At 47.9% G+C, this 18,745-nt stretch carries 19 protein-coding genes; 7 read left to right on the forward strand and 12 right to left on the reverse strand.

Annotated elements, in window-relative coordinates:
* Window positions 1–66: 66 nt before the first annotated feature.
* Both OM416_RS20590 and OM416_RS20595 read right to left on the reverse strand, forming a co-directional pair.
* A complete protein-coding gene (locus OM416_RS20590) occupies window positions 67–882 on the reverse strand; it encodes a hypothetical protein (RefSeq protein ID WP_264932628.1) in 816 nt (271 codons plus the stop codon).
* 70 nt (window positions 883–952) lie between these two features.
* The gene (locus OM416_RS20595; protein ID WP_413775812.1) at window positions 953–1,306 is read right to left on the reverse strand and encodes an ArsR/SmtB family transcription factor; all 354 of its coding nucleotides are present in this window, start codon (window positions 1,304–1,306) and stop codon (window positions 953–955) included.
* A gap of 317 nt (window positions 1,307–1,623) precedes the next feature.
* Here OM416_RS20595 and OM416_RS20600 point away from each other — a divergent pair, with 317 nt between their 5' ends.
* Window positions 1,624–2,013, forward strand: a complete 390-nt coding sequence (locus tag OM416_RS20600; protein ID WP_264932629.1) for a nuclear transport factor 2 family protein — start codon at window positions 1,624–1,626, stop codon at window positions 2,011–2,013.
* 669 nt (window positions 2,014–2,682) lie between these two features.
* On the opposite strand, the gene gntK is transcribed toward OM416_RS20600, so the two are convergent.
* The 4 genes from gntK to OM416_RS20620 all read right to left on the reverse strand — a co-directional run bounded on the left by gntK (window position 2,683) and on the right by OM416_RS20620 (window position 7,472).
* Window positions 2,683–4,233 carry a gluconokinase gene (gntK, locus tag OM416_RS20605; RefSeq protein ID WP_264932630.1) on the reverse strand — a complete coding sequence of 517 codons (1,551 nt, stop codon included), beginning with the start codon at window positions 4,231–4,233 and terminating at the stop codon, window positions 2,683–2,685.
* Between the two features lie 121 nt (window positions 4,234–4,354).
* Window positions 4,355–5,182, reverse strand: coding sequence for a carbohydrate ABC transporter permease (locus OM416_RS20610; protein WP_036612996.1), 828 nt, complete (start codon window positions 5,180–5,182; stop codon window positions 4,355–4,357).
* A gap of 20 nt (window positions 5,183–5,202) precedes the next feature.
* Window positions 5,203–6,069: a carbohydrate ABC transporter permease gene (locus OM416_RS20615; protein ID WP_413775813.1), complete on the reverse strand. Its 867-nt coding sequence runs from the start codon at window positions 6,067–6,069 to the stop codon at window positions 5,203–5,205.
* A 128-nt stretch (window positions 6,070–6,197) separates the two neighbouring features.
* Complete coding sequence (locus OM416_RS20620) at window positions 6,198–7,472, reverse strand: ABC transporter substrate-binding protein (protein ID WP_264932631.1); 1,275 nt, start codon at window positions 7,470–7,472, stop codon at window positions 6,198–6,200.
* A 323-nt stretch (window positions 7,473–7,795) separates the two neighbouring features.
* Here OM416_RS20620 and OM416_RS20625 point away from each other — a divergent pair, with 323 nt between their 5' ends.
* From OM416_RS20625 to OM416_RS20645, 5 genes are all read left to right on the forward strand, one after another.
* Window positions 7,796–8,563 carry a GTP cyclohydrolase II gene (locus OM416_RS20625; protein WP_264932632.1) on the forward strand — a complete coding sequence of 256 codons (768 nt, stop codon included), beginning with the start codon at window positions 7,796–7,798 and terminating at the stop codon, window positions 8,561–8,563.
* 191 nt (window positions 8,564–8,754) lie between these two features.
* A complete protein-coding gene (locus tag OM416_RS20630) occupies window positions 8,755–9,324 on the forward strand; it encodes a glycerol-3-phosphate responsive antiterminator (RefSeq protein WP_062836792.1) in 570 nt (189 codons plus the stop codon).
* A gap of 28 nt (window positions 9,325–9,352) precedes the next feature.
* Window positions 9,353–10,840, forward strand: a complete 1,488-nt coding sequence (gene glpK, locus OM416_RS20635; RefSeq protein WP_264932633.1) for a glycerol kinase GlpK — start codon at window positions 9,353–9,355, stop codon at window positions 10,838–10,840.
* Window positions 10,841–11,252: 412 nt separating this feature from the next.
* On the forward strand, window positions 11,253–12,911 hold the full coding sequence (locus tag OM416_RS20640) for a glycerol-3-phosphate dehydrogenase/oxidase (protein WP_319951920.1): 1,659 nt from the start codon (window positions 11,253–11,255) through the stop codon (window positions 12,909–12,911).
* A 68-nt stretch (window positions 12,912–12,979) separates the two neighbouring features.
* A complete protein-coding gene (locus OM416_RS20645; RefSeq protein WP_264932634.1) occupies window positions 12,980–13,984 on the forward strand; it encodes a Gfo/Idh/MocA family protein in 1,005 nt (334 codons plus the stop codon).
* A gap of 118 nt (window positions 13,985–14,102) precedes the next feature.
* Here OM416_RS20645 and OM416_RS20650 read toward each other — a convergent pair whose 3' ends face one another.
* The gene (locus tag OM416_RS20650) at window positions 14,103–14,402 is read right to left on the reverse strand and encodes a winged helix-turn-helix transcriptional regulator (protein ID WP_026081419.1); all 300 of its coding nucleotides are present in this window, start codon (window positions 14,400–14,402) and stop codon (window positions 14,103–14,105) included.
* 425 nt (window positions 14,403–14,827) lie between these two features.
* Here OM416_RS20650 and OM416_RS20655 point away from each other — a divergent pair, with 425 nt between their 5' ends.
* Complete coding sequence (locus OM416_RS20655; protein ID WP_264932635.1) at window positions 14,828–15,208, forward strand: DoxX family protein; 381 nt, start codon at window positions 14,828–14,830, stop codon at window positions 15,206–15,208.
* Between the two features lie 86 nt (window positions 15,209–15,294).
* On the opposite strand, the gene OM416_RS20660 is transcribed toward OM416_RS20655, so the two are convergent.
* From OM416_RS20660 to OM416_RS20680, 5 genes are all read right to left on the reverse strand, one after another.
* On the reverse strand, window positions 15,295–16,134 hold the full coding sequence (locus tag OM416_RS20660) for a DNA alkylation repair protein (RefSeq protein ID WP_264932636.1): 840 nt from the start codon (window positions 16,132–16,134) through the stop codon (window positions 15,295–15,297).
* A 77-nt stretch (window positions 16,135–16,211) separates the two neighbouring features.
* Complete coding sequence (locus OM416_RS20665; protein ID WP_264932637.1) at window positions 16,212–16,907, reverse strand: Crp/Fnr family transcriptional regulator; 696 nt, start codon at window positions 16,905–16,907, stop codon at window positions 16,212–16,214.
* Between the two features lie 127 nt (window positions 16,908–17,034).
* A complete protein-coding gene (locus OM416_RS20670; protein ID WP_264932638.1) occupies window positions 17,035–17,553 on the reverse strand; it encodes an AbrB/MazE/SpoVT family DNA-binding domain-containing protein in 519 nt (172 codons plus the stop codon).
* Between the two features lie 105 nt (window positions 17,554–17,658).
* Window positions 17,659–18,339, reverse strand: a complete 681-nt coding sequence (locus OM416_RS20675; RefSeq protein WP_062836798.1) for a CidB/LrgB family autolysis modulator — start codon at window positions 18,337–18,339, stop codon at window positions 17,659–17,661.
* Window positions 18,336–18,707: a CidA/LrgA family protein gene (locus OM416_RS20680; RefSeq protein WP_017691758.1), complete on the reverse strand. Its 372-nt coding sequence runs from the start codon at window positions 18,705–18,707 to the stop codon at window positions 18,336–18,338. Before OM416_RS20680 ends, OM416_RS20675 begins: the two co-directional genes overlap by 4 nt.
* Window positions 18,708–18,745: the final 38 nt, after the last annotated feature.

Raw genomic sequence — 18,745 nt, forward strand, 5'->3', positions numbered from 1 at the left:
AACAGGAAATCTGTCGATGTCATTATTGTAACCAGATGCACGTCAAGGTGAGCAGAATATCAGGTTTTAATGCATTTGAGGAAGATAGGAGCCGAAATAATGATTTGCCGCTTCCTCATTATATCCATCATCACCTTGCCAAGTCGCCGCAAAGATGAAATCGCTAGAACCACCTTTACCTTTTCGCGGTTTATCTCCAGGAGCCAATATTCCGGCTGCCGCCCAGATTTCCAGCAGGGCATCCCGCTCCTGTTTGCTGGAAGGGAAGAGATCCTTCCACTTTTTCTCCAGTGAACGTGCACTGTCTTTGGGGTCTTCCGTCTGAGCTGCTTCAAGCAGGTTAACAAGGATAGCTTGATCTTCTGGGGTTACTTCATAGTTAGTATCATTGTCCTGAAGCAGTAATTCCAGATCCATCAGGCAGTAGAGCAACCAGCCATGACGCACTCCGCCCCACTTGATCCGTTCAAAGTTCATGACGTTCAAGTCGACATTGGAATATTCCTTGTCTGACTGCAAACGCAGGAAGTTACAATCCCCGCAAGCACTGGTGTTAGGGTGAAGGGCAGGGCGTTCCGCATAGGTATGCAAAGGCATCTTCGATGTTAAAGCCCAGCTGGATAATGCGCTGCGCAGGTAGACTTTTTTGGTGGAAAGACTATGTAAAAAGGCCGACATCACCCGTTCTTTAAACGAGTCATCCTGATGCATGTCGTATAGACGCTGGACTATCTCGTCATGCGTGATCGTGAGTGGATCGAACATAACACCTTTGCTTTTGGCATACTCAAATTCCTCCCCGGAGAAGGGTAGAGAGGTTGTTTTCCAGCCTCCACCTCCCCAGAAGGTGCTCAGCAATATCTTTGCCGCTTTTTTGTCCATATAGTTAGCCTCCTTATATGGGAATTTCGATCATGATGATGTGGTAGATCAATCTCAAAACCTGCTTACTTTAATGAACGTATTCCTCGGTTGTATTCAGAATCATGTCGACGAGGCCTGGAAAACGTGCGTTCAGTTCTTCCTTTCGTAGGGAATAAAAGTGCTGTTTACCTTCAATGCGCGGCTGGATCACGCCAGCTTCACGTAAAATTTTGATGTGATGGGACAACGTGGATTTGGAAATATGGTCTACTTCGAAAGCGGAACAGTTTTTCTCGCCAGAGCTGGCCAAACAGTGTGCAATTTTCATGCGGATCGGATCACCCAATGCGTTGCAGACTGTGGTCAGCTTCAATTCCGAAGCCATAGGTATCGTTGGAGTTCTCATATCTATGACGTTAGCATATTCGACTGTACCTTTCAATGTTTGAAAAAATTCGAACTATAGAAGTTGAACTGTAACTATTACACTTGTTTACTCCGATTGCAGTACCATCTTTTGATCGCTCTTATCCCCAGATTTTCTTTATTCCCTTGGTCCAAGGGAAAAATCCGGTGATAAATGCGCACGCTTCGCTTCTTCAGATTGGTTCTGCACTCTCCGTGTTAGTGTAAAAGTCGGTCTCAACTTATATATTTCTTGCAGGCAGTATAAGAAGTATGATACATTTCTTTTCAATAGTTCGAAAATGTTCGAACTGAAAGATTGAAAAACGGCTTTTTATTCTAGGAGGAATATAAATGAGTACCACAAATACAACTACGATGTTGAACAACTATTTCCGTTTATTTGATGCTTCACGCACAGATGAGCGCGCCATGCAGGATCTATTGTCCCTGTTTACACCAGACGCAGAGATCGTACTTAACGGCACCAGCCGAACAGGATTCGATGGTTTCATGAAAGCTTTCTACGAGTACAATAAGGATGTAAAACATATGTGGGACGCGTGGGTGCAACAGCCTGACGGCAGCTACCAGACTAACTGGGCGGTATGCGGACAAGCGGCGGACGGAACGGTATATGCCAAAGCAGGCATCGATATCGCGCGTGTAAATGAGGCGGGGCAGATTGTGTACCTGGAGAACGTGCAGGCCGACCAAAATGCGTTCAGCAAGTATAATCAGTAATAGCGCAGTGTAAATAAGTAATAATGAAATGGTTAGGAAACGAAGCTCCACAGTCTTTCAAGCTGTGGGGCTTTTTTTGTAGCATTTAGCTAATTTGAAAGGCGCTGAGGACGGGGGGATTCATTTATCGAATAGCACAGTTTCTACAGGTAAATTGGTACACAAAAACTGTACATGAAGATATGTATATGAAAAAGACCCTCCCGCGTGTCCTGAACATGGCGGGAAGGTCCTCGTGAACGTGCATAAAGCGTAGTCGTTAGAGTCGAATGTTAATCTGAGCCGGACGTAGCTTAGGAGATGGTGATTCGCTCATGGTAACCACGCTCTGTAAATTCTAACGAACCTGAGACGCGCTATTGGACGAAAATCGGTATAAATTAGATTCTAACGAATCGTATAGACGTTATTTTCGCGGAATTCTTACTTTGGAGTAGCTTTTCACCGCTAAGATTGAATATAAGGTGGCTCAGGTTCGTTAGATTTTGAAAACATGTTAAAGCTGCAAATAAGGTGTCTATGATTCGTTAGCCTATTCTATGTTCAACGTTTTGACTCTCCAACGTGTAACAATCCAAGGCTTTTAACCCTCAAATCTCCAACCCTCAAAAGCTCAGAACCTAAACCGTCCCATCCTCCGGTTATCCTGCATGCCATCCTACGCCTTCCCTACCCTTGCATCGTCTTGTTCTGAAAAGCGGCGATATCCGCATACTCCTCTTCAAACTTACGGGATATGCGAATGAAGATCGGCAGCAGCTCCCGGTAGACGCGGACACTCTCTGGATCAGGCTGGTGACGATGCGTCGATCCGATCATACCGGAGACACCACTCAGAGAGTCGATGCGGCCCAGAGCATACAAGCCCAGTACGGCTGCGCCGAGACAGGAGCTTTCGATACTTTCGGGGATGATGACATCCTGATCGAAAATATCGGCCATCATCTGGCGCCATAGCTCGGAGCGGGCGAAGCCACCTGTGGCCTGGATTTTTTTCGGACGGCCGATCTTTTCTTCAATCGCCAGCATGACCGTATACAGGTTGAACAATACACCTTCGAGCGCAGCGCGAATCATATGTTCTTTCTTATGATGCAGCGTCAGGCCGAAGAACGATCCGCGTGCATTGGGATTCCAGAGTGGAGCCCGCTCACCGGTCATGTACGGATGGAACAAAAGGCCTTCCGAACCCGGAGGTACGTTTTCCGCTACACGAGTGAGCACTTCATATGGATCGATGCCAAGTCGTTTCGCTGTTTCCACCTCGGAAGCTGCAAACTCATCCCGAATCCAGCGGAAAATAACACCGCCATTGTTCACCGGTCCGCCAATGACCCAGGCATCCTCCGTGAGCGCATAACAGAAGAAGCGTCCTTTTGGATCGGTAACCGGTTTGTCCACCACCGTACGAATCGCTCCACTGGTACCAATGGTCACCGCCACGACGCCTGGATCAATGGCGTTCACGCCCAGATTGGAGAGCACACCATCACTTGCACCGATGACAAATGGTGTGGTGACCGCAATGCCCATCTCCTTGGCGTACTCCGGGTGCAATCCATGTTTCAGCACATGTGTGGTCGGTACAAGTCGGGATAGATACTCCGGGGTAATGCCTGCCACGTGAAGCGCTTCTGCATCCCAGTCGAGTTTTTCCAGATTCATGAGTCCGGTGGCGGAGGCCATCGAGTGATCAATGACGTATTCAGAGAATAATTTATAGAAAACATATTCTTTCATGGATATGAATTTGTACGTCTGTCTGAACAGTTCCGGTTGATCCCGGGTGAGCCACATGATCTTGGTGAGTGGGGACATCGGATGAATCGGCGTACCTGTTCTCAGATAGATTTCGTGACCATTCATCTCGGATTTGAGTGCTTCGGTCCACTCGGCACTGCGATTATCTGCCCATGTCATGGCCCGCATCAGGGGTTTGCCGTGTTGATTGACTGGCAGAATGCTGTGCATGGCCGAACTGAAGGATACAAACAGGATATCCTCTGGCTTTACTCCCGCTTTGGAAGTGGCCTGTTTAACGGATTCGATGACTGCTTTGAAAATATCTTCCGCATCCTGCTCCGCAATCGCAGGTGTGGGGGTGTGCAGCGGATAATCGGCACTGCCTTGAGCCACAATGGTTCCGTTCTGTTCAAACAAGACGGCCTTGGTGGAGGTCGTGCCGATATCTACGCCGATCATATAGGGTGAAGAAGCCATTTTGTCATCCCTCTTTCTTGAATATATAAGGTGGCGCTATTCATCCAACTTATATGGCATCTGTTATTTCATATATAGATAAGAATATCAGACTTGAGGGATGGATCAAAATGCCGCAATCTTAATCCTTCACCGCCCCTGCGGCAATATCCGAGATGAACTGACGGCTGATGAACAGGAACATGACGATGAGTGGAATGACGGCAAGCAACGTGCCTGCGATGACCATTGCATAGTCTGTGTTGTACAGTCCGTTTAATTGAGACAACGCAATCTGCAACGTATACTTGCGTTCATCCGTCAGGACGATCAAAGGCCACAGATAATCATTCCATACACCAATAAAGGTGAACGCGCCGAGGAAAGCAAAGGCAGGTCGCAAGATTGGCAACGCCACGTTCCAATAGAGTCGGAAGAAATTACAGCCGTCGATCCGGCCCGCATCCAGTAGATCGTTCGGAATCGACTCTGTTGCATACTGGCGAATCCAGAAGATGCCGAAGGCGTTTACCATGCCCGGTATGATGAGGGCTTTGAAGGAACCGACCCATCCGAACGTTGCCATCAGCACGAAGGAAGGCACCAGCGAGAGCTGAGAAGGTACCATCATGGTCGCGAGCAGCAGGATGAAGAGCCACTTTTTGCCGGGAAATTCAAACTTCGCAAACGCAAACCCTGCCAATGAGTCAAAAAACAGCACCAGGATCGTGACTAAGCCCGACACAAACAACGTATTCAGAAAAGCGCCCCAGAAATCAATCTGCTGCAACACCCGCGTGATATTATTCCACAGTTCACCGCCGAACCAGAGCTGGGGTGGGAACTTGTAAATATCGGACGTTGTCCGGGTGGACATTACAATCAGCCAATAGAACGGGAACATGGATATGAGCATGCCCCCGATAAGACCGGTATACAACACCAGCGATTTGAGGTGTTTGGTCGCCATGTGCGCTCCCCCTTATCACATCAGGATGATTTGCCTTGAACAAGCTTCCAGTTCACAATCGAGAACAGGGCGATAATGAGGAACATGCCCCAACCAACGGCAGCGCCATATCCGAAGTAATTGTTAATGAAGGATTCACGGTAGAGGTACAATACAATCGTCATGCCTGCTGCACCAGCGCCACCATCATTACCTACCAATACTTGTGGCTCGGTGAACAGCTGCATACCGCCGATCGTTGATGTAATGACCGTAAACAGGATCACAGGACGCAGCATCGGAATCGTAATTCGGAAAAAGGACTGTATCGCTGATGCGCCGTCAATCTTGGCTGCTTCGTATAACGTCTGCGGGATACTCTGAAGTCCGGCCAGATAGATGACGGCGTTATATCCGGTCCACCGCCAGACCACCATGGAGGAGATTGCGACTTTGATGCCCCATGGTGCATTAAGCCACTCCACAACAGGTAGCCCAACCGACTGCAACAGATAGTTGAGAAAGCCATAATTGTTGGCAAATAAAGCACCGAAGATAATGGCTACCGCCACAATGGATGTGACGTTCGGCAGGAAATAACCGACCCGAAACAGGGTGCGGAACTTCACAAATGGTGCATGCAGCAGAAAGGCAATAATCAGGGCGAAGAAGAGCATCGGAACCGTCGAATAGATCCAGATCATGAATGTGTTACCCACAGCTTGCCAGAACTCGGCATCGGTCAGCATGTATTTGAAATTGTTAAGTCCGTTAAACGTCATGACACCAATGCCATCCCACTTATGAAAAGCCAGATAAAGTGAGAACCCGATCGGGAACAGGCCAAACACCGCAAACAGAATATAAAACGGCGATATCGCAACATAGAGTGCACGGTGCTCCCACATTCTGGCCCACAGTGACTTCTGCCGATCCAGATCAGGTCTTGCATTTCCGGGATCGGGAGTAAGACGAGGTTCAGTTACAGCCATATGAATTCCTCCTTTGCGGATAACGAAACCACACGTTCTTCAGGTTAACGCTGCAATTCCCGCTCGACGCGGTGTACTGTATCTGTCCAGACCTGTTGTGGATCGGCATTTTGCTTCGCCACATCATTCAGCCGCCGGGTGATAATGTTGTGTACGGATGGGTATCTTTCGCCAAAAAAAGCATCCGGCACTTGCTGTGCCGATTCGGCAAATACAGGGCCTGTCGCCTGTCCGCCGAAGAAAGGTTCTTCCTCTTTCATGGCAGGGTCATCAAACACACCTGGTGCAGAAGGGAACAGGTTCAATGTCTGATATTGCTCCAACTGATTCTCGGGACTTTGCAGCCAGCGAACCAGTTCAAAGGCTTCCTGAGGATGCTCACTCGACTTCAGGATGGACAAGAATGATCCTCCGTTATTGCCATCTCCCCCTGGTGCCCGAGCAACTCGCCATTTTCCCGATGTATCGGGAGCGGCTTCCTGGAGCACTTGCTTCATCCAAACAGCGCCCACGAACGAGGCAATCTCACCATTATTCATCGCTGCGTTCCAGCCTGGAGTCCAGCCGTCTGCATTGGCAAGTAGTCCCTTCTCTTTGAAGGCAATGGATGTATCCCAGCTTGTTCGCACCAGAGCGGAATCCATGCCGATGAATGAACCATCTGGACGGAAATAACGTTCAGCTCCTTGGGACAACACTTGGTTGTAAACGCTTCCAATGTTATCGGTCAGAAATACCTTGCCTCCGAATTTCTCCTTAATCTGTTCTCCGGCAGCGGCATATGCATCCCAGCTGTTAATCTGACGTGTAACGTCATCGGGATCAGATGGCAATCCGGCCTCCTTGAAGAGATCTTCACGATAGAAGAGAGCTGTCGGTCCCGTATCCATCGGGAACCCGATCATCTGTCCATTTGGCGTAACGCCTTGCTTCCATTTCCACGGCAGATACTGGTCTTCAATATCGCCTGCACCGAGATCATACAGATTATAGAAACGGTCCTCACTGGGGAATAGCTCCATGATCCAGTCGTTCAATGCCACAATGTCTGGTTCACCTGAGCGTGCAGCGAGTGTTGTTTTAAGCTTTGCCTTGAAATCACCGCCGATTTTCTGAGCTGTCAGTTCAATGTTAGGGAACTTTTCCTTAGCCCTGGCAATCAACTTATCATCGATGGAACGGTTCCAGTACCATAATGTAAGCGTTACCTTTTTGTTGCTCGCTGAATCGTCCTGTCCGGGCCAGATGGAGCATCCGCTTATGAGCAGGACGCAGACCATCAGTATGGCTGTCCAGCATGTTCTTTTCCGGCGGATCATATGCATTACCCCCTCATCGTTAAGTTCGAGGCATGAAGTGCTTTGGACTACAACATTAGTGTATGAGCAGTTTATAAACTCATACCCAATATTCCTGAAATGAAACACATATTTGTGTCGGTTGCGTAACATAAATTGGGTAGTTACTTTAAAAATAAAAGTTACTTGACACATTATAATTTTTATTCTAAACTAACTTACATAAAGTAACTAATGATGATGAGAATAATATAGATGCGTACTATATAACGTCCAAGTGATCCAATTTCGCTTTGGATGCGAATCAATCAACAGACAAGTTGGCCTAAACAGGAGGAACGACAATGATCAATTCACATATTATTCAACTGCTTGCCCCTAAAATTCAGACTTTTCCGAGTGGAAAAGAATTCATATACCTCGTGGGACCGATTAAGCTCCCGGTAAACCTCGATGGGGAGACCAAGACATTCCAGTGGTATAGCTGGATGAAGTCAGACAAAGCGATGGAGAGCGGCGAGTTAATTGAATCTCTTGCTGCTGCTGAACTGGCAGAGCGCCAGCAATCCAGTGTCCTGGTGTATGGCGACTTTGCCGAAGCACAGGATGCCCTTATTCGCATGCACAGTATCTGTCATACAGGCGACATCTTTGGCAGCAAACGCTGTGACTGCGGTTTCCAACTGGAGCAATCCATGAAGATGATTGCCGCACACGGAGCAGGCGCACTATTCTACCTTGCGAACCATGAAGGCCGTGGCATCGGTCTGTTCAGCAAAGCCATGGCGTACATTTTGCAAGAAGAAGGTCTGGATACGGTAGATGCGAACTTGCAGCTCGGATTCACGGACGATGCCCGTAATTATGACGATGCGATTGCTGTGTTGCGTGCGCTTCGCTCCGCACCGGTTACATTGATCACGAACAACCCACGGAAGCTGGCTGCTTTGCAGGAAGCGGGATTAAATGTGGGCGGACGTGTGCCACTGTGGGGAGATCGCTCTGCTTTCAACGAGAAATACCTGCAAACGAAAGTGAACCGTTCTGGTCACTTGGCGGAAAGTGATGGCTGGGCTGTGGCAGAGACGCTGCTTCCACATGCGCAAGCTTAATCATTATTCATTGAACATATACGATTAGCTGATTAGCCGTTGTTGTACTCTCCGATATGGAGAAGTATGCAGCGGCTTTTTTGTATGGATCATAACGCAGTGCTCAGATTTTTCTGATTCACGGAATGCTTGCCGTTCGCACAGTACGGATTATACAATATAGGCATCTGATGAATGCGGGAGGAACGAAGGTGCCATTTGAGGGACAACGTATGTTGCCGGCTGCGAAGAGCATGAAGCAGTTTGAAGCGATAATTGAAGGCCCTTATACCTATGGGGTGATGCTGGAAACCCATATTGCACAGCTTCAGAGTGTAATGGACGAGGCTCGGCGGTATGACAAAAAGATACTTTTGCATGCAGATCTGGTACAGGGATTGAAGAACGATGAGTATGCGGCAGAGTATCTGTGTCAGCACATTCGCCCGGCAGGGCTGATCTCTACACGTGCAAGTGTCATTCAGAAGGCGAAGCAGAAAGGCATTACAGCGATTCAACGTATTTTCCTGCTGGACACCCATGCATTGGAGAAAAGTTATCTGTTGCTGGCCAAAACCCAACCTGATTATATTGAGGTACTACCTGGCGTCATTCCGCATATTATTGCGGAAGTATCTGTACGCACGGGCATCCCCATTATTGCGGGGGGATTGATCCGTTCACCGGAAGAGGTTGAACTTGCACTTGGCGTAGGGGCTACGGCAGTGACCACATCCAACGCAGATCTGATCCGACACTTTGAGAAATCGCTTACACCGTAAAAAGAACCCACAACAGGAGGTTGTCTGTATGGAAAAATATATATTGGCTCTGGATCAGGGAACGACAAGCTCCCGAGCTATTCTGTTTAATCGCGGCGGGGAGATTGTGCACATTGCACAGCAGGAATTCCCTCAATATTTTCCCAAACCGGGCTGGGTAGAGCAGAATGCCAACGAAATCTGGAGTTCCATTCTAGCCGTGATGGCCTCGTGTCTGGCAGAGAGCGGGATCAAACCGGTCCAGATTGCCGGAATTGGAATTACGAATCAACGGGAGACCGTCGTGGTATGGGACAAAGAAACAGGCAGACCTATCTATAATGCGGTCGTATGGCAGTCCAGACAGACCGCAGATATCTGTGAAGAATTGAAGATGCAGGGACTCGGAGACCTTTTCCGAAGCAAAACAGGATTACTGATCGATCCCTACTTCTCGGGAACGAAGGTCAAGTGGATTCTGGATCATGTCCCTGGTGCCCGGAAGCGAGCCGAGAAGGGTGAATTGCTGTTTGGCACGATTGATAGCTGGCTGATCTGGAAACTGAGCGGGGGGACACATGTCACGGATATATCCAATGCCTCACGTACCCTGATCTATAACATCTATGATCTGCAATGGGATGACGAATTGTTGGCTATCCTCGACATTCCCAAGGCCATGCTGCCAGAGGTGCGAGGTTCATCCGAGGTGTATGCACATACGACAGATTATCATTTCTTCGGTCATCGAATTCCGATTGCGGGAGCGGCAGGAGATCAGCAGGCAGCGATGTTTGGTCAGGGCTGTTACACCAAGGGCAGTATGAAAAATACATATGGGACCGGTTGTTTTATGCTTATGAATACGGGAGAGAACCCGGTACAATCCGATCACGGACTGATTACGACGATTGCCTGGGGGATGAATGGCAAGGTTGAATATGCGCTCGAAGGCAGCATTTTTGTTGCAGGGTCTGCGGTTCAGTGGCTGCGTGACGGATTAAGGATGCTTCGTTCATCAAAAGATAGTGAGGAATACGCCTCACGCGTGCCTTCGACAGACGGCGTTTATATGGTACCTGCATTTGTCGGACTGGGAAGCCCTTATTGGGATAGTGAGGTTAAGGGTGCGGTGTTTGGCATGACCCGAGGTACGACGAAGGAACACTTTATCCGTGCTACGCTGGAGGCGTTGGCATATCAGACCAAAGATGTATTGGAGGCAATGGAATCCGACTCAGGTATTCCCGTGCATGCTCTGCGTGTTGATGGCGGCGCGGCGGCCAATGATTTCCTTATGCAATTCCAGAGTGATATTCTGGGCATTCCTGTCGAACGACCGACCGTGAATGAAACGACTGCATTGGGTGCGGCTTATCTGGCAGGGCTGGCGGTTGGATATTGGACGAACGCGGATGAATTGACCGATCATGAAAATACCGAACGTGTCTTCCGGCCTGCTATGGCTGAGCAACAACGGACAGAACTGTATGCAGGCTGGAAGCGTGCAGTGAACGCAGCAATGGCTTTTAAATAAAAGAAAAGAAATGAAATTGAACTGCAATCCTCTTGATGTGGGTATTTGTACTTTTTAACTAAACTTATGTTATAAATGATATTTACTGGTGGAAAATGATGCACAATTTACAGGGTTATTCTTCCTGGAGAAGCAAAACCATATGCCCACTATAAGGAAAATACTAAGGTTAGTGGATTCATTTGAAATTCCATCCTTTGGCAGAACAACTTTTTGAATTTTTTTTGAATAATGTGTCATTTCAGGACTTCACGCCGTCAAAAATCTGTGATAGGATAAAGGCACAAGTTAAAAAATGATGTCTGGAGATCGGGAGGGACCACGTGCCGCTCAGCAATTGCTGAGCGAATGACGTGGTCCTTTTTTTGTTTTTTTTGCGGAAACATAAAGGGAATCAATGGGAGGTTCAAGGATGGCAGAAACGTTCTCGTCAGCACACCGAACTGAGTATTTGCAAAGTATGGCGAATGCACATTTTGACGTATTGATTATTGGCGGTGGAATTACAGGCGCAGGGATTGCATTGGATGCGGCTTCCCGTGGATTGAAGACAGCGCTTGTCGAAATGCAGGATTTTGCAGCAGGTACATCCAGTCGTTCGACCAAGCTTGTCCATGGCGGATTGCGTTATTTGAAGCAATATGAAGTGAAGATGGTTGCGGAGGTAGGACGGGAGCGGGCTGTAGTGTACGAGAATGGGCCACATGTGACCACACCAGAACCGATGTTGCTACCGATCTATACGGCAGGGACGTTTGGCCGCTTCAGCACATCCATTGGACTGATGGTGTATGATCGGCTCGCCGGGGTGAAGCGCAGTGAACGGCGCCAAATGTTGAATGCTGGAGCGGTGTCAGATAGCGAACCTTTACTACGTAAACAGGGGTTGTTGGGTGGTGGGCTCTATGTGGAGTACCGGACAGACGATGCCAGGCTTACCATTGAAGTCATTAAAGAAGCTGTCAAACGTGGGGCACAGGCAGTGAACTATGTGAAGGCAACAGGTTTTCTGAAGGAGAATGGCAAAATTACAGGTATTGAAGCCATGGATCAGATCAGTGGTCAAACCTATACGCTCAAAGCAAGCAAGGTGATCAACGCTTCTGGTCCATGGGTGGATGGGCTGCGGGAATTGGATGGTTCGCGCCAGGGGAAAACGCTACAAATGACCAAAGGTATTCATCTGGTCTTCGATGGTGAACGATTCCCGCTAAGACAGGCGGTTTATTTTGATACACCTGATGGTCGAATGGTGTTTGCTGTCCCGCGTGATGGCAAAACCTATGTAGGGACAACCGACACCGTATATCAGGACGATCCTGCACATCCCCAAATTTCCGACTCCGACCGTGATTATGTCATTAATGCAGTCAATGACATGTTTCCAGATGTACGGGTTGGTACCGAGGATGTGGAATCTGGATGGGCGGGTGTACGACCACTTATTCATGAGGAAGGCAAGAATCCTTCCGAAATTTCACGTAAAGATGAAGTCTGGGTCTCTGATTCCAATCTGATTACCATTGCCGGGGGCAAATTAACCGGATACCGCAAAATGGCCGAGATGGTCGTTGATCTGGTCGCGCGTCAGATGGAGCAGGAGCATGGACATTCCATAGGACCTTGTGTAACGAAGAAGATGCCCATCTCCGGCGGTGATGTAGGGGGATCGGCTGGATTCGTATCGTATGCGGAGCGCAAGATCAAGGATGGCGTCGCTCTGGGGCTTGCTCGACCTGCTGCAGAGCGGCTGACTCGCACGTATGGTTCCAATGTGAAGGCACTGTATGAGCGAATGCCTGATCCACGGACCAAGGCCGAGCTTCATGGCATGCCACAGGAGCTGCTGCTGATGCTCTGTTACGCGATCGAAGAAGAGATGGCAGTAACTCCATCAGATTTTTTGGTGCGAAGAACAGGAGCTCTATTTTTCCGTATTGATGAAGTCCGCCGTTATAAGGCAGCGGTTATCTCCTATATGGCCGGGCGTTTGAACTGGTCTGAAGAGCAAGCGGTATTGCATGCACAGGAACTGGATCAGCTGTTGTTGGAAGCATCCGGCAAAATCTAAGGCAGGATTTCAAGGCTGAGAGTCGAATGGAACATGTAAGCGTGTAACACAGAGAGGGGATTACATCCATGACATTACAGATCGGAATCATTGGAACAGGCTGGTTCAGTAAGGTACATGCGGATATTCTCGCACGAATGGAAGGTGTTCGTGTTGCGAGTGTCTGTGGAACAACGTTGGAAAAGGCAGAGGCTATGGCCTCCGTCTATGATGCTGTTGGTTACGGTGAACTTAAACATATGCTGGATGGTGAGAAACTGGATGCGGTGTATATCTGTGTGCCTCCGATGTCTCACGGATCGATTGAGTCTGAATTGAATCGTCGCGGAATTCCATTCCTGGTCGAGAAGCCGCTGAGTACTGGAATGGACGTTCCACGTCAGGTGCTCGCTCAGGTGCAGAAGAGCGGATTGTTAACCTCTGTCGGATACCATTTCCGTTATCAGGAGGCTGCTCAGGTATTACAGCAGGCCATGAAAGAACAGACGGTCGGCATGGCTCTTGGCCGCTGGATGGGCGGAATGCCAGGAGTTGCCTGGTGGCGGCGTCAGGATGGTTCAGGAGGACAGTTCGTGGAGCAGACTACACATATTGTAGACTTGCTTCGGTATTGTGCAGGAGAAGTCACGGAGGTATATGCCGTAGCAGCTCAGCGTAGCATGCATGAGAAGCATGAGCATGTCACTGTTGCCGATGTGGCGAATGTGACGCTCAAGCTGGAAAGTGGAGCGATTGCCAGTATCGCCAATACATGTCTGTTGCCTGACGGAGAGGGCGGCGCAGGGCTACAGTTCTACACGGATGCAGGCGTGTGGGATTGGACGCCGGAACGTTTGCTTCTGCCAAGTGCCGCAACACATGCGATGGCAGGTTTGGAGATTCCGGCAGGACATAATCCGTATGAGCGTGAGAATGAAGCTTTCATTCACGCCTTGCGTACGGGAGACCGTTCACGGATTCTGTCCGATTATGCGGATGCCTGTCGTACACAGGAGATTACGACGGCGGCGCTGGCATCGGCAGATTCCGGCCTGCCTGTACAGCTTCAGCCTTCAAAGCATCTTTCTCATTAATAAAAGTTGAATGTAATATAAATACGCCTGAATCGGGAACTGATCCGCAGATCAGCCTGATTTAGGCGTATTTGTGTTTGTGTGGAGTGTAATGTCATGTCATGGAGTAGGAATTTAACTACTCGGATTTCTGCTGTTTCAACCAGTCGGAAGACCAGCTGTAGATCTGATCAATGACAGGTTCAATGGCTCTGCCTTTAGGTGTTAATTCATACTCTACACGGGGAGGTATCTCGGGAAACATGTGCCGGGTAACGATACCTTCCGTCTCCATTTCCTTCAATCGCTCCGATAAAAGTCGTCCACTGATCGCCATCTCTGCTTCAAGCTCCGTAAAGCGCTTGGGTCCGGACAACAGTTGGTACATGATTAACAGTACCCACTTCTTGCCTATAATGTCTATGGCCTGAGTGATCATACAGGGACTTGGTGCTTTTACTTTTTTCAGCTTCAACGTGTTCACCTCGATTCATGATCATTTTTTCCGCAGTGTATATGAAAGGACATGGTTTCTGCCGCTCTAAGAATGGTAGAACATTCAAGTGAATGAAATGAGGGTTACTACAAAATATACTGTAACATACCTTTTGTATGTATTATACATCATTTAGTGAAAAATTACTTGAAGAAATTATATTATTATTATATACTTACTTCACAAAAGTAAGTTGGTGATAAATAATGCGTATAATATGAACGCGTACTATTTTGAAATTGAACGAGACTGACCCTGTGAAAACAGAGTTCCTTTGGGAACTTTTACATAGATCCTTTTTTACTACTTATCGCAAACTTAATCATCCCATAGTAGGAACATACAATTCGTTATAGGAGGATATACATATGAACAAAATTTTGGGTTATGTTTTTCTGGTTGTGCTTGCAGGGGTATTCGTCATGACAGGGTTTAACAAGATTAGTGGAGCAGACATGATGATTCAGACATTCGAAAGTTTCTCTTATCCGACATGGACCATGTATCTGCTTGGTGCTATGGAACTGCTCAGCGCAGTGGGGCTGCTGATTCCACGGACTCGCATCCTGGCTTCTGGCATACTGACATTCATTCTGATTGGGGCTGTGGGAAGTCATCTGATCTATGCACAATATGCTGCTGTTCCGTTCCCGGCTGTGTTGCTGGTAGCTAACATTATTGTCCTGATTGTGGGCATGCGCAGATTGGAAGAGGAAGAAGAAGGACAGTTGGACGCCATTCAGGCGTAAGCGAAAGATATCCCTTCAACAGGAATGCAATACGTGGATGCCTATACATAAGATGACCACTGCCAATGAGCGATGGTCATCTTTTTCTATGAAAGACTTCGTTTGGCGCGTGTGACGATTCGCAGCGTATGCTTGGTATCCGACTGCTGAATCCAAGTGTCACAGATCTGCCGCACCCACTCCGGGTTCGTCTTGCTGGCATCGTTCAACCAGTTGCTTACCGAATCCTGTACATACTTATGGGTATCGGATTTTACTGCGTCAAGCAAGGGAAGGGCCATTGCGGGATGTTCTTTTAGCTCCTGAATATGTTTGGCCCAGACGCCGCGAGGTCTGATTGATTCTATGGCAAACCGACGGATCATTGGATCAGGATCAACGCTCCATGGGATTAAATGTTGCAAGGCTGCGGATAATTCGACAGAGATGGACTCTCGTACAGCCATCCAGGCGATTTCTCTTACACCAAAGTGATGATCTGCTGCAAAGGGTCGAATGTACTCCAACTTTTCAATCAGGTTAAGACTCGAATCCAGCCCAATGATATAAGCTGCCCAGCAGCGAACACTGTCTGAACGATGTTCTGCAATGGAACGGAAGAGATTCGTTTGTTCATTGACGGTTAGACGCTTCAACAGATCAAGCCATTGCATAGCTATGGCCGGGATGATTTTCATGATCCGCTGCTCGTTCATCTGTTTTAACTGTTCGGTAATTGCTCTAGTTTCGGCATCCATGCTCCATTCATGGGTAACCTTCTGAAAAAGAAATACATGATCTACTGCCAGCCATTCGGTCAAATTGACCGATTCGATATGTCCTGCTTGTAGCCAATTGCGGATATGCGCGGGGATTTCCGTTGCTTTACGGGCACCTTTGCGAAGAAGAATGTCTTCAGGGATAATCAGATCTGACTTAGCAGCCAACGGTATACTCCTCCTTAATTGTATAGACTCATGAGTTATACAATACAACTAGCCGGAGAACAGAGATGTAAGGCATCTTACAAGTGGGCAGTGATTTTCCGGAAGGTAGCGATTTCGTCACGATGGAGAGAGACGGATTTCAATCCGGTACGAATCCGGCCTGCTCTTGCTAACTCTTGCATGACAATCGTAACCGATTCCCGTGTGGCTCCCGCCATCCAGGCGATCTCCTGATGGGTAAGCGCGAGTTGAATCCGGCAGTACTCATCCTCTTCGATCCATCCCATCTGTTCGGCCAGCCGGAAGAGATTATGTATCACCTTTTCATGCAGGTTACCCAGTGCGAGCGTATGTGTTAACTCACTCATTCGTTTGATCCGCTCGCTTAGTACGTTCATCAGTCTCATCATGAATTCTGGATGTTCAATCAGAAACTGCTCAAAACGTAGCTTGTCCATCAGGCAAATATCACACTCCTCCATCGTTTCAATATAAACGTTACGTGTTCCGAGTGAGATTCCGTTCATTTCTCCAAACACGTTACCTTCTGTCAAAATATCGAGAGTGAACTGCTTGCCCTCCGGGTTCAATGTATATATACGAACCTTTCCCCGTTTTACAAAATAGAAACCTTCTGTAAACGTATCCGGAGTCTGGATCGGCCTGTTCTTAAGTATGGTCGTGATAGAAGTCATCCCATCCATTTCAATCAGGTCGGCTTCTGATAGGGAGGACATCAGGTCGAATTGTGATAAATATAAGATTTTATCCATAGAACTCCTTTCCAATCCGATATGAATATAAAAAAAGAAGAACCCACGAAACACAACGGGTTCTCTTGCAGCGGGACTTCCTGAATCGGAAGGTCTTCTGACTATAAATGATCGAATACCATTCTTATTATAGTAACTTTTTTAATTGAGAGACGCGTCCTTGGCTAATGCCAAGCTTTTCCGCAATTTGCTGTTGAGCCAAACCGGGATTCTGTTCAACAATTTCTTTCATCTGTTGCAGCATGCGTGCCGTCTTCGGCCGCAGGTCCGGATATTCTGGGTTGTCAGCTGTGGTCCCTTCTTCCCTAGCGGGAGATGAGACTGAGGCGGATTTGGTAGCAGGACGCTCCACGGGTGCAGGAGCCTGTTTGTTCTGAGGTACGAACCAGTCGGGAGAGTCATCCGGGTGTTTTAATTGAATTGCACAAGTCCGGCAGATGAATTGCTCTTTGAAATACATTTCCGTATCTACATCACCGCAAAAAATACATAATGTTGATTTGTACTTTCTTAAAATCAACTCTTTCCCTTCAATGAAAAACTCAAGCGGATCGCCGATATGGATTTCCATCGTATCCCGCATTTCTTTGGGAAGGACAATTCGTCCAAGACGGTCCAGAGATCTCTTCATTCCGGTTCTTTTCATCGCATCTCCCCCGCAATATTCACAATTAAAACCTGTCCTTATTGTAAGGAAGAAAGGGCTTTAATACAACAATAATATTTCAAAAAAGTGGGATAATTCCATCTATTATGGGAAAATAAGTTTGGAAAGGATGGGTGCAACGGCTAAAGTGAACAATGCGGCGAGCACCATGGAGATACTGGAGATGGTACCGGTCAGGGAACTCAGTTCAAATGCCTTGGATGTCCCTGTGCCATGGGCACCGGTTCCAAATAGTGTGCCTCGTGCAATCTCCCCATCGATGCGCAGCATCTTAACGATCGAAGGTCCCATAATCACTCCGAGCAGGCCTGTCATAATAACAAAAACAGCTGTCACTGCGGGAATACCACCAATGGTTGCTGATACGTTCATGGCAATGGGTGTTGTAATGGAGCGCGGGATTAAGCTGTGGATCAGCCCTGAATCCAGGCGTAACCATTTGGCAAGCAGGGCAGAAGAAAGTACGGCTACGACCGAACCGGTCATCACACTGAAGACAATCTCGGAAATATGTTTTTTGAGTACATGGAAAAAGGTGTAGAGTGGTACGGCAAAAGCCACGGTAGCCGGTTGAAGCAGCAAACTCAGCCATTTGCCACCACTGCTATACGTGGTATAATCCGTTCCGGTTGCGAGCAATATGCCAACGACAAGCAGCGGCGTAATGAGCAGTGGAGACAAATATACTTTCGGCAGATTGCGATACATTCGTTTGGTAACCCAATAGATACCGACGGTTAACAACAGGCAGAGGAATCCAATCATCCGGTGTGACGCTCCTTTCGTTTGGCGATTCGTGTAGCAACCAGTCCTGTGCAGGACATGACCAGGAATGTACTAAGCAGGACGATGAATAAAATTTGCAATCCGTCATGCTCCAACATGGGCATATAGTTCATGATGCCAACGGCTGACGGGATAAAAAATAACAGTAGTTCACCGAGCAGCCAGGCCGCTCCAACTTCAATCCAGCGCAGCTTCACGACACGAGTCTGAAGCAGAATGAATAACACGACCATACCGAGGATCGAACCCGGTACAGGAAGATGGAGAGTACGGGCCAGCAGGTCCATAAGCAGTGAAAAAACCATTAAGAGCGCAACCTGTGCAATACCAAGGCCCCATTTTTTCACTTCAATCCCTCCTTGTATAATCAACGTAATCGTTTAAG

Source organism: Paenibacillus sp. LS1 (assembly GCF_026013365.1).
Classification (GTDB): domain Bacteria; phylum Bacillota; class Bacilli; order Paenibacillales; family Paenibacillaceae; genus Paenibacillus.

Bases quoted from the DNA above. Each gene is read 5' to 3' on its own strand.
- OM416_RS20590 (WP_264932628.1), bottom strand. From the start codon at position 882: ATGGACAAAAAAGCGGCAAAGATATTGCTGAGCACCTTCTGGGGAGGT.
- OM416_RS20600 (WP_264932629.1), top strand. From the start codon at position 1,624: ATGAGTACCACAAATACAACTACGATGTTGAACAACTATTTCCGTTTA.
- gntK (WP_264932630.1), bottom strand. From the start codon at position 4,233: ATGGCTTCTTCACCCTATATGATCGGCGTAGATATCGGCACGACCTCC.
- OM416_RS20610 (WP_036612996.1), bottom strand. From the start codon at position 5,182: ATGGCGACCAAACACCTCAAATCGCTGGTGTTGTATACCGGTCTTATC.
- OM416_RS20615 (WP_413775813.1), bottom strand. From the start codon at position 6,069: ATGTGGGAGCACCGTGCACTCTATGTTGCGATATCGCCGTTTTATATT.
- OM416_RS20620 (WP_264932631.1), bottom strand. From the start codon at position 7,472: ATGATCCGCCGGAAAAGAACATGCTGGACAGCCATACTGATGGTCTGC.
- OM416_RS20625 (WP_264932632.1), top strand. From the start codon at position 7,796: ATGATCAATTCACATATTATTCAACTGCTTGCCCCTAAAATTCAGACT.
- glpK (WP_264932633.1), top strand. From the start codon at position 9,353: ATGGAAAAATATATATTGGCTCTGGATCAGGGAACGACAAGCTCCCGA.
- OM416_RS20640 (WP_319951920.1), top strand. From the start codon at position 11,253: ATGGCAGAAACGTTCTCGTCAGCACACCGAACTGAGTATTTGCAAAGT.
- OM416_RS20645 (WP_264932634.1), top strand. From the start codon at position 12,980: ATGACATTACAGATCGGAATCATTGGAACAGGCTGGTTCAGTAAGGTA.
- OM416_RS20650 (WP_026081419.1), bottom strand. From the start codon at position 14,402: ATGATCACTCAGGCCATAGACATTATAGGCAAGAAGTGGGTACTGTTA.
- OM416_RS20655 (WP_264932635.1), top strand. From the start codon at position 14,828: ATGAACAAAATTTTGGGTTATGTTTTTCTGGTTGTGCTTGCAGGGGTA.
- OM416_RS20665 (WP_264932637.1), bottom strand. From the start codon at position 16,907: ATGGATAAAATCTTATATTTATCACAATTCGACCTGATGTCCTCCCTA.
- OM416_RS20670 (WP_264932638.1), bottom strand. From the start codon at position 17,553: ATGAAAAGAACCGGAATGAAGAGATCTCTGGACCGTCTTGGACGAATT.
- OM416_RS20675 (WP_062836798.1), bottom strand. From the start codon at position 18,339: ATGATTGGATTCCTCTGCCTGTTGTTAACCGTCGGTATCTATTGGGTT.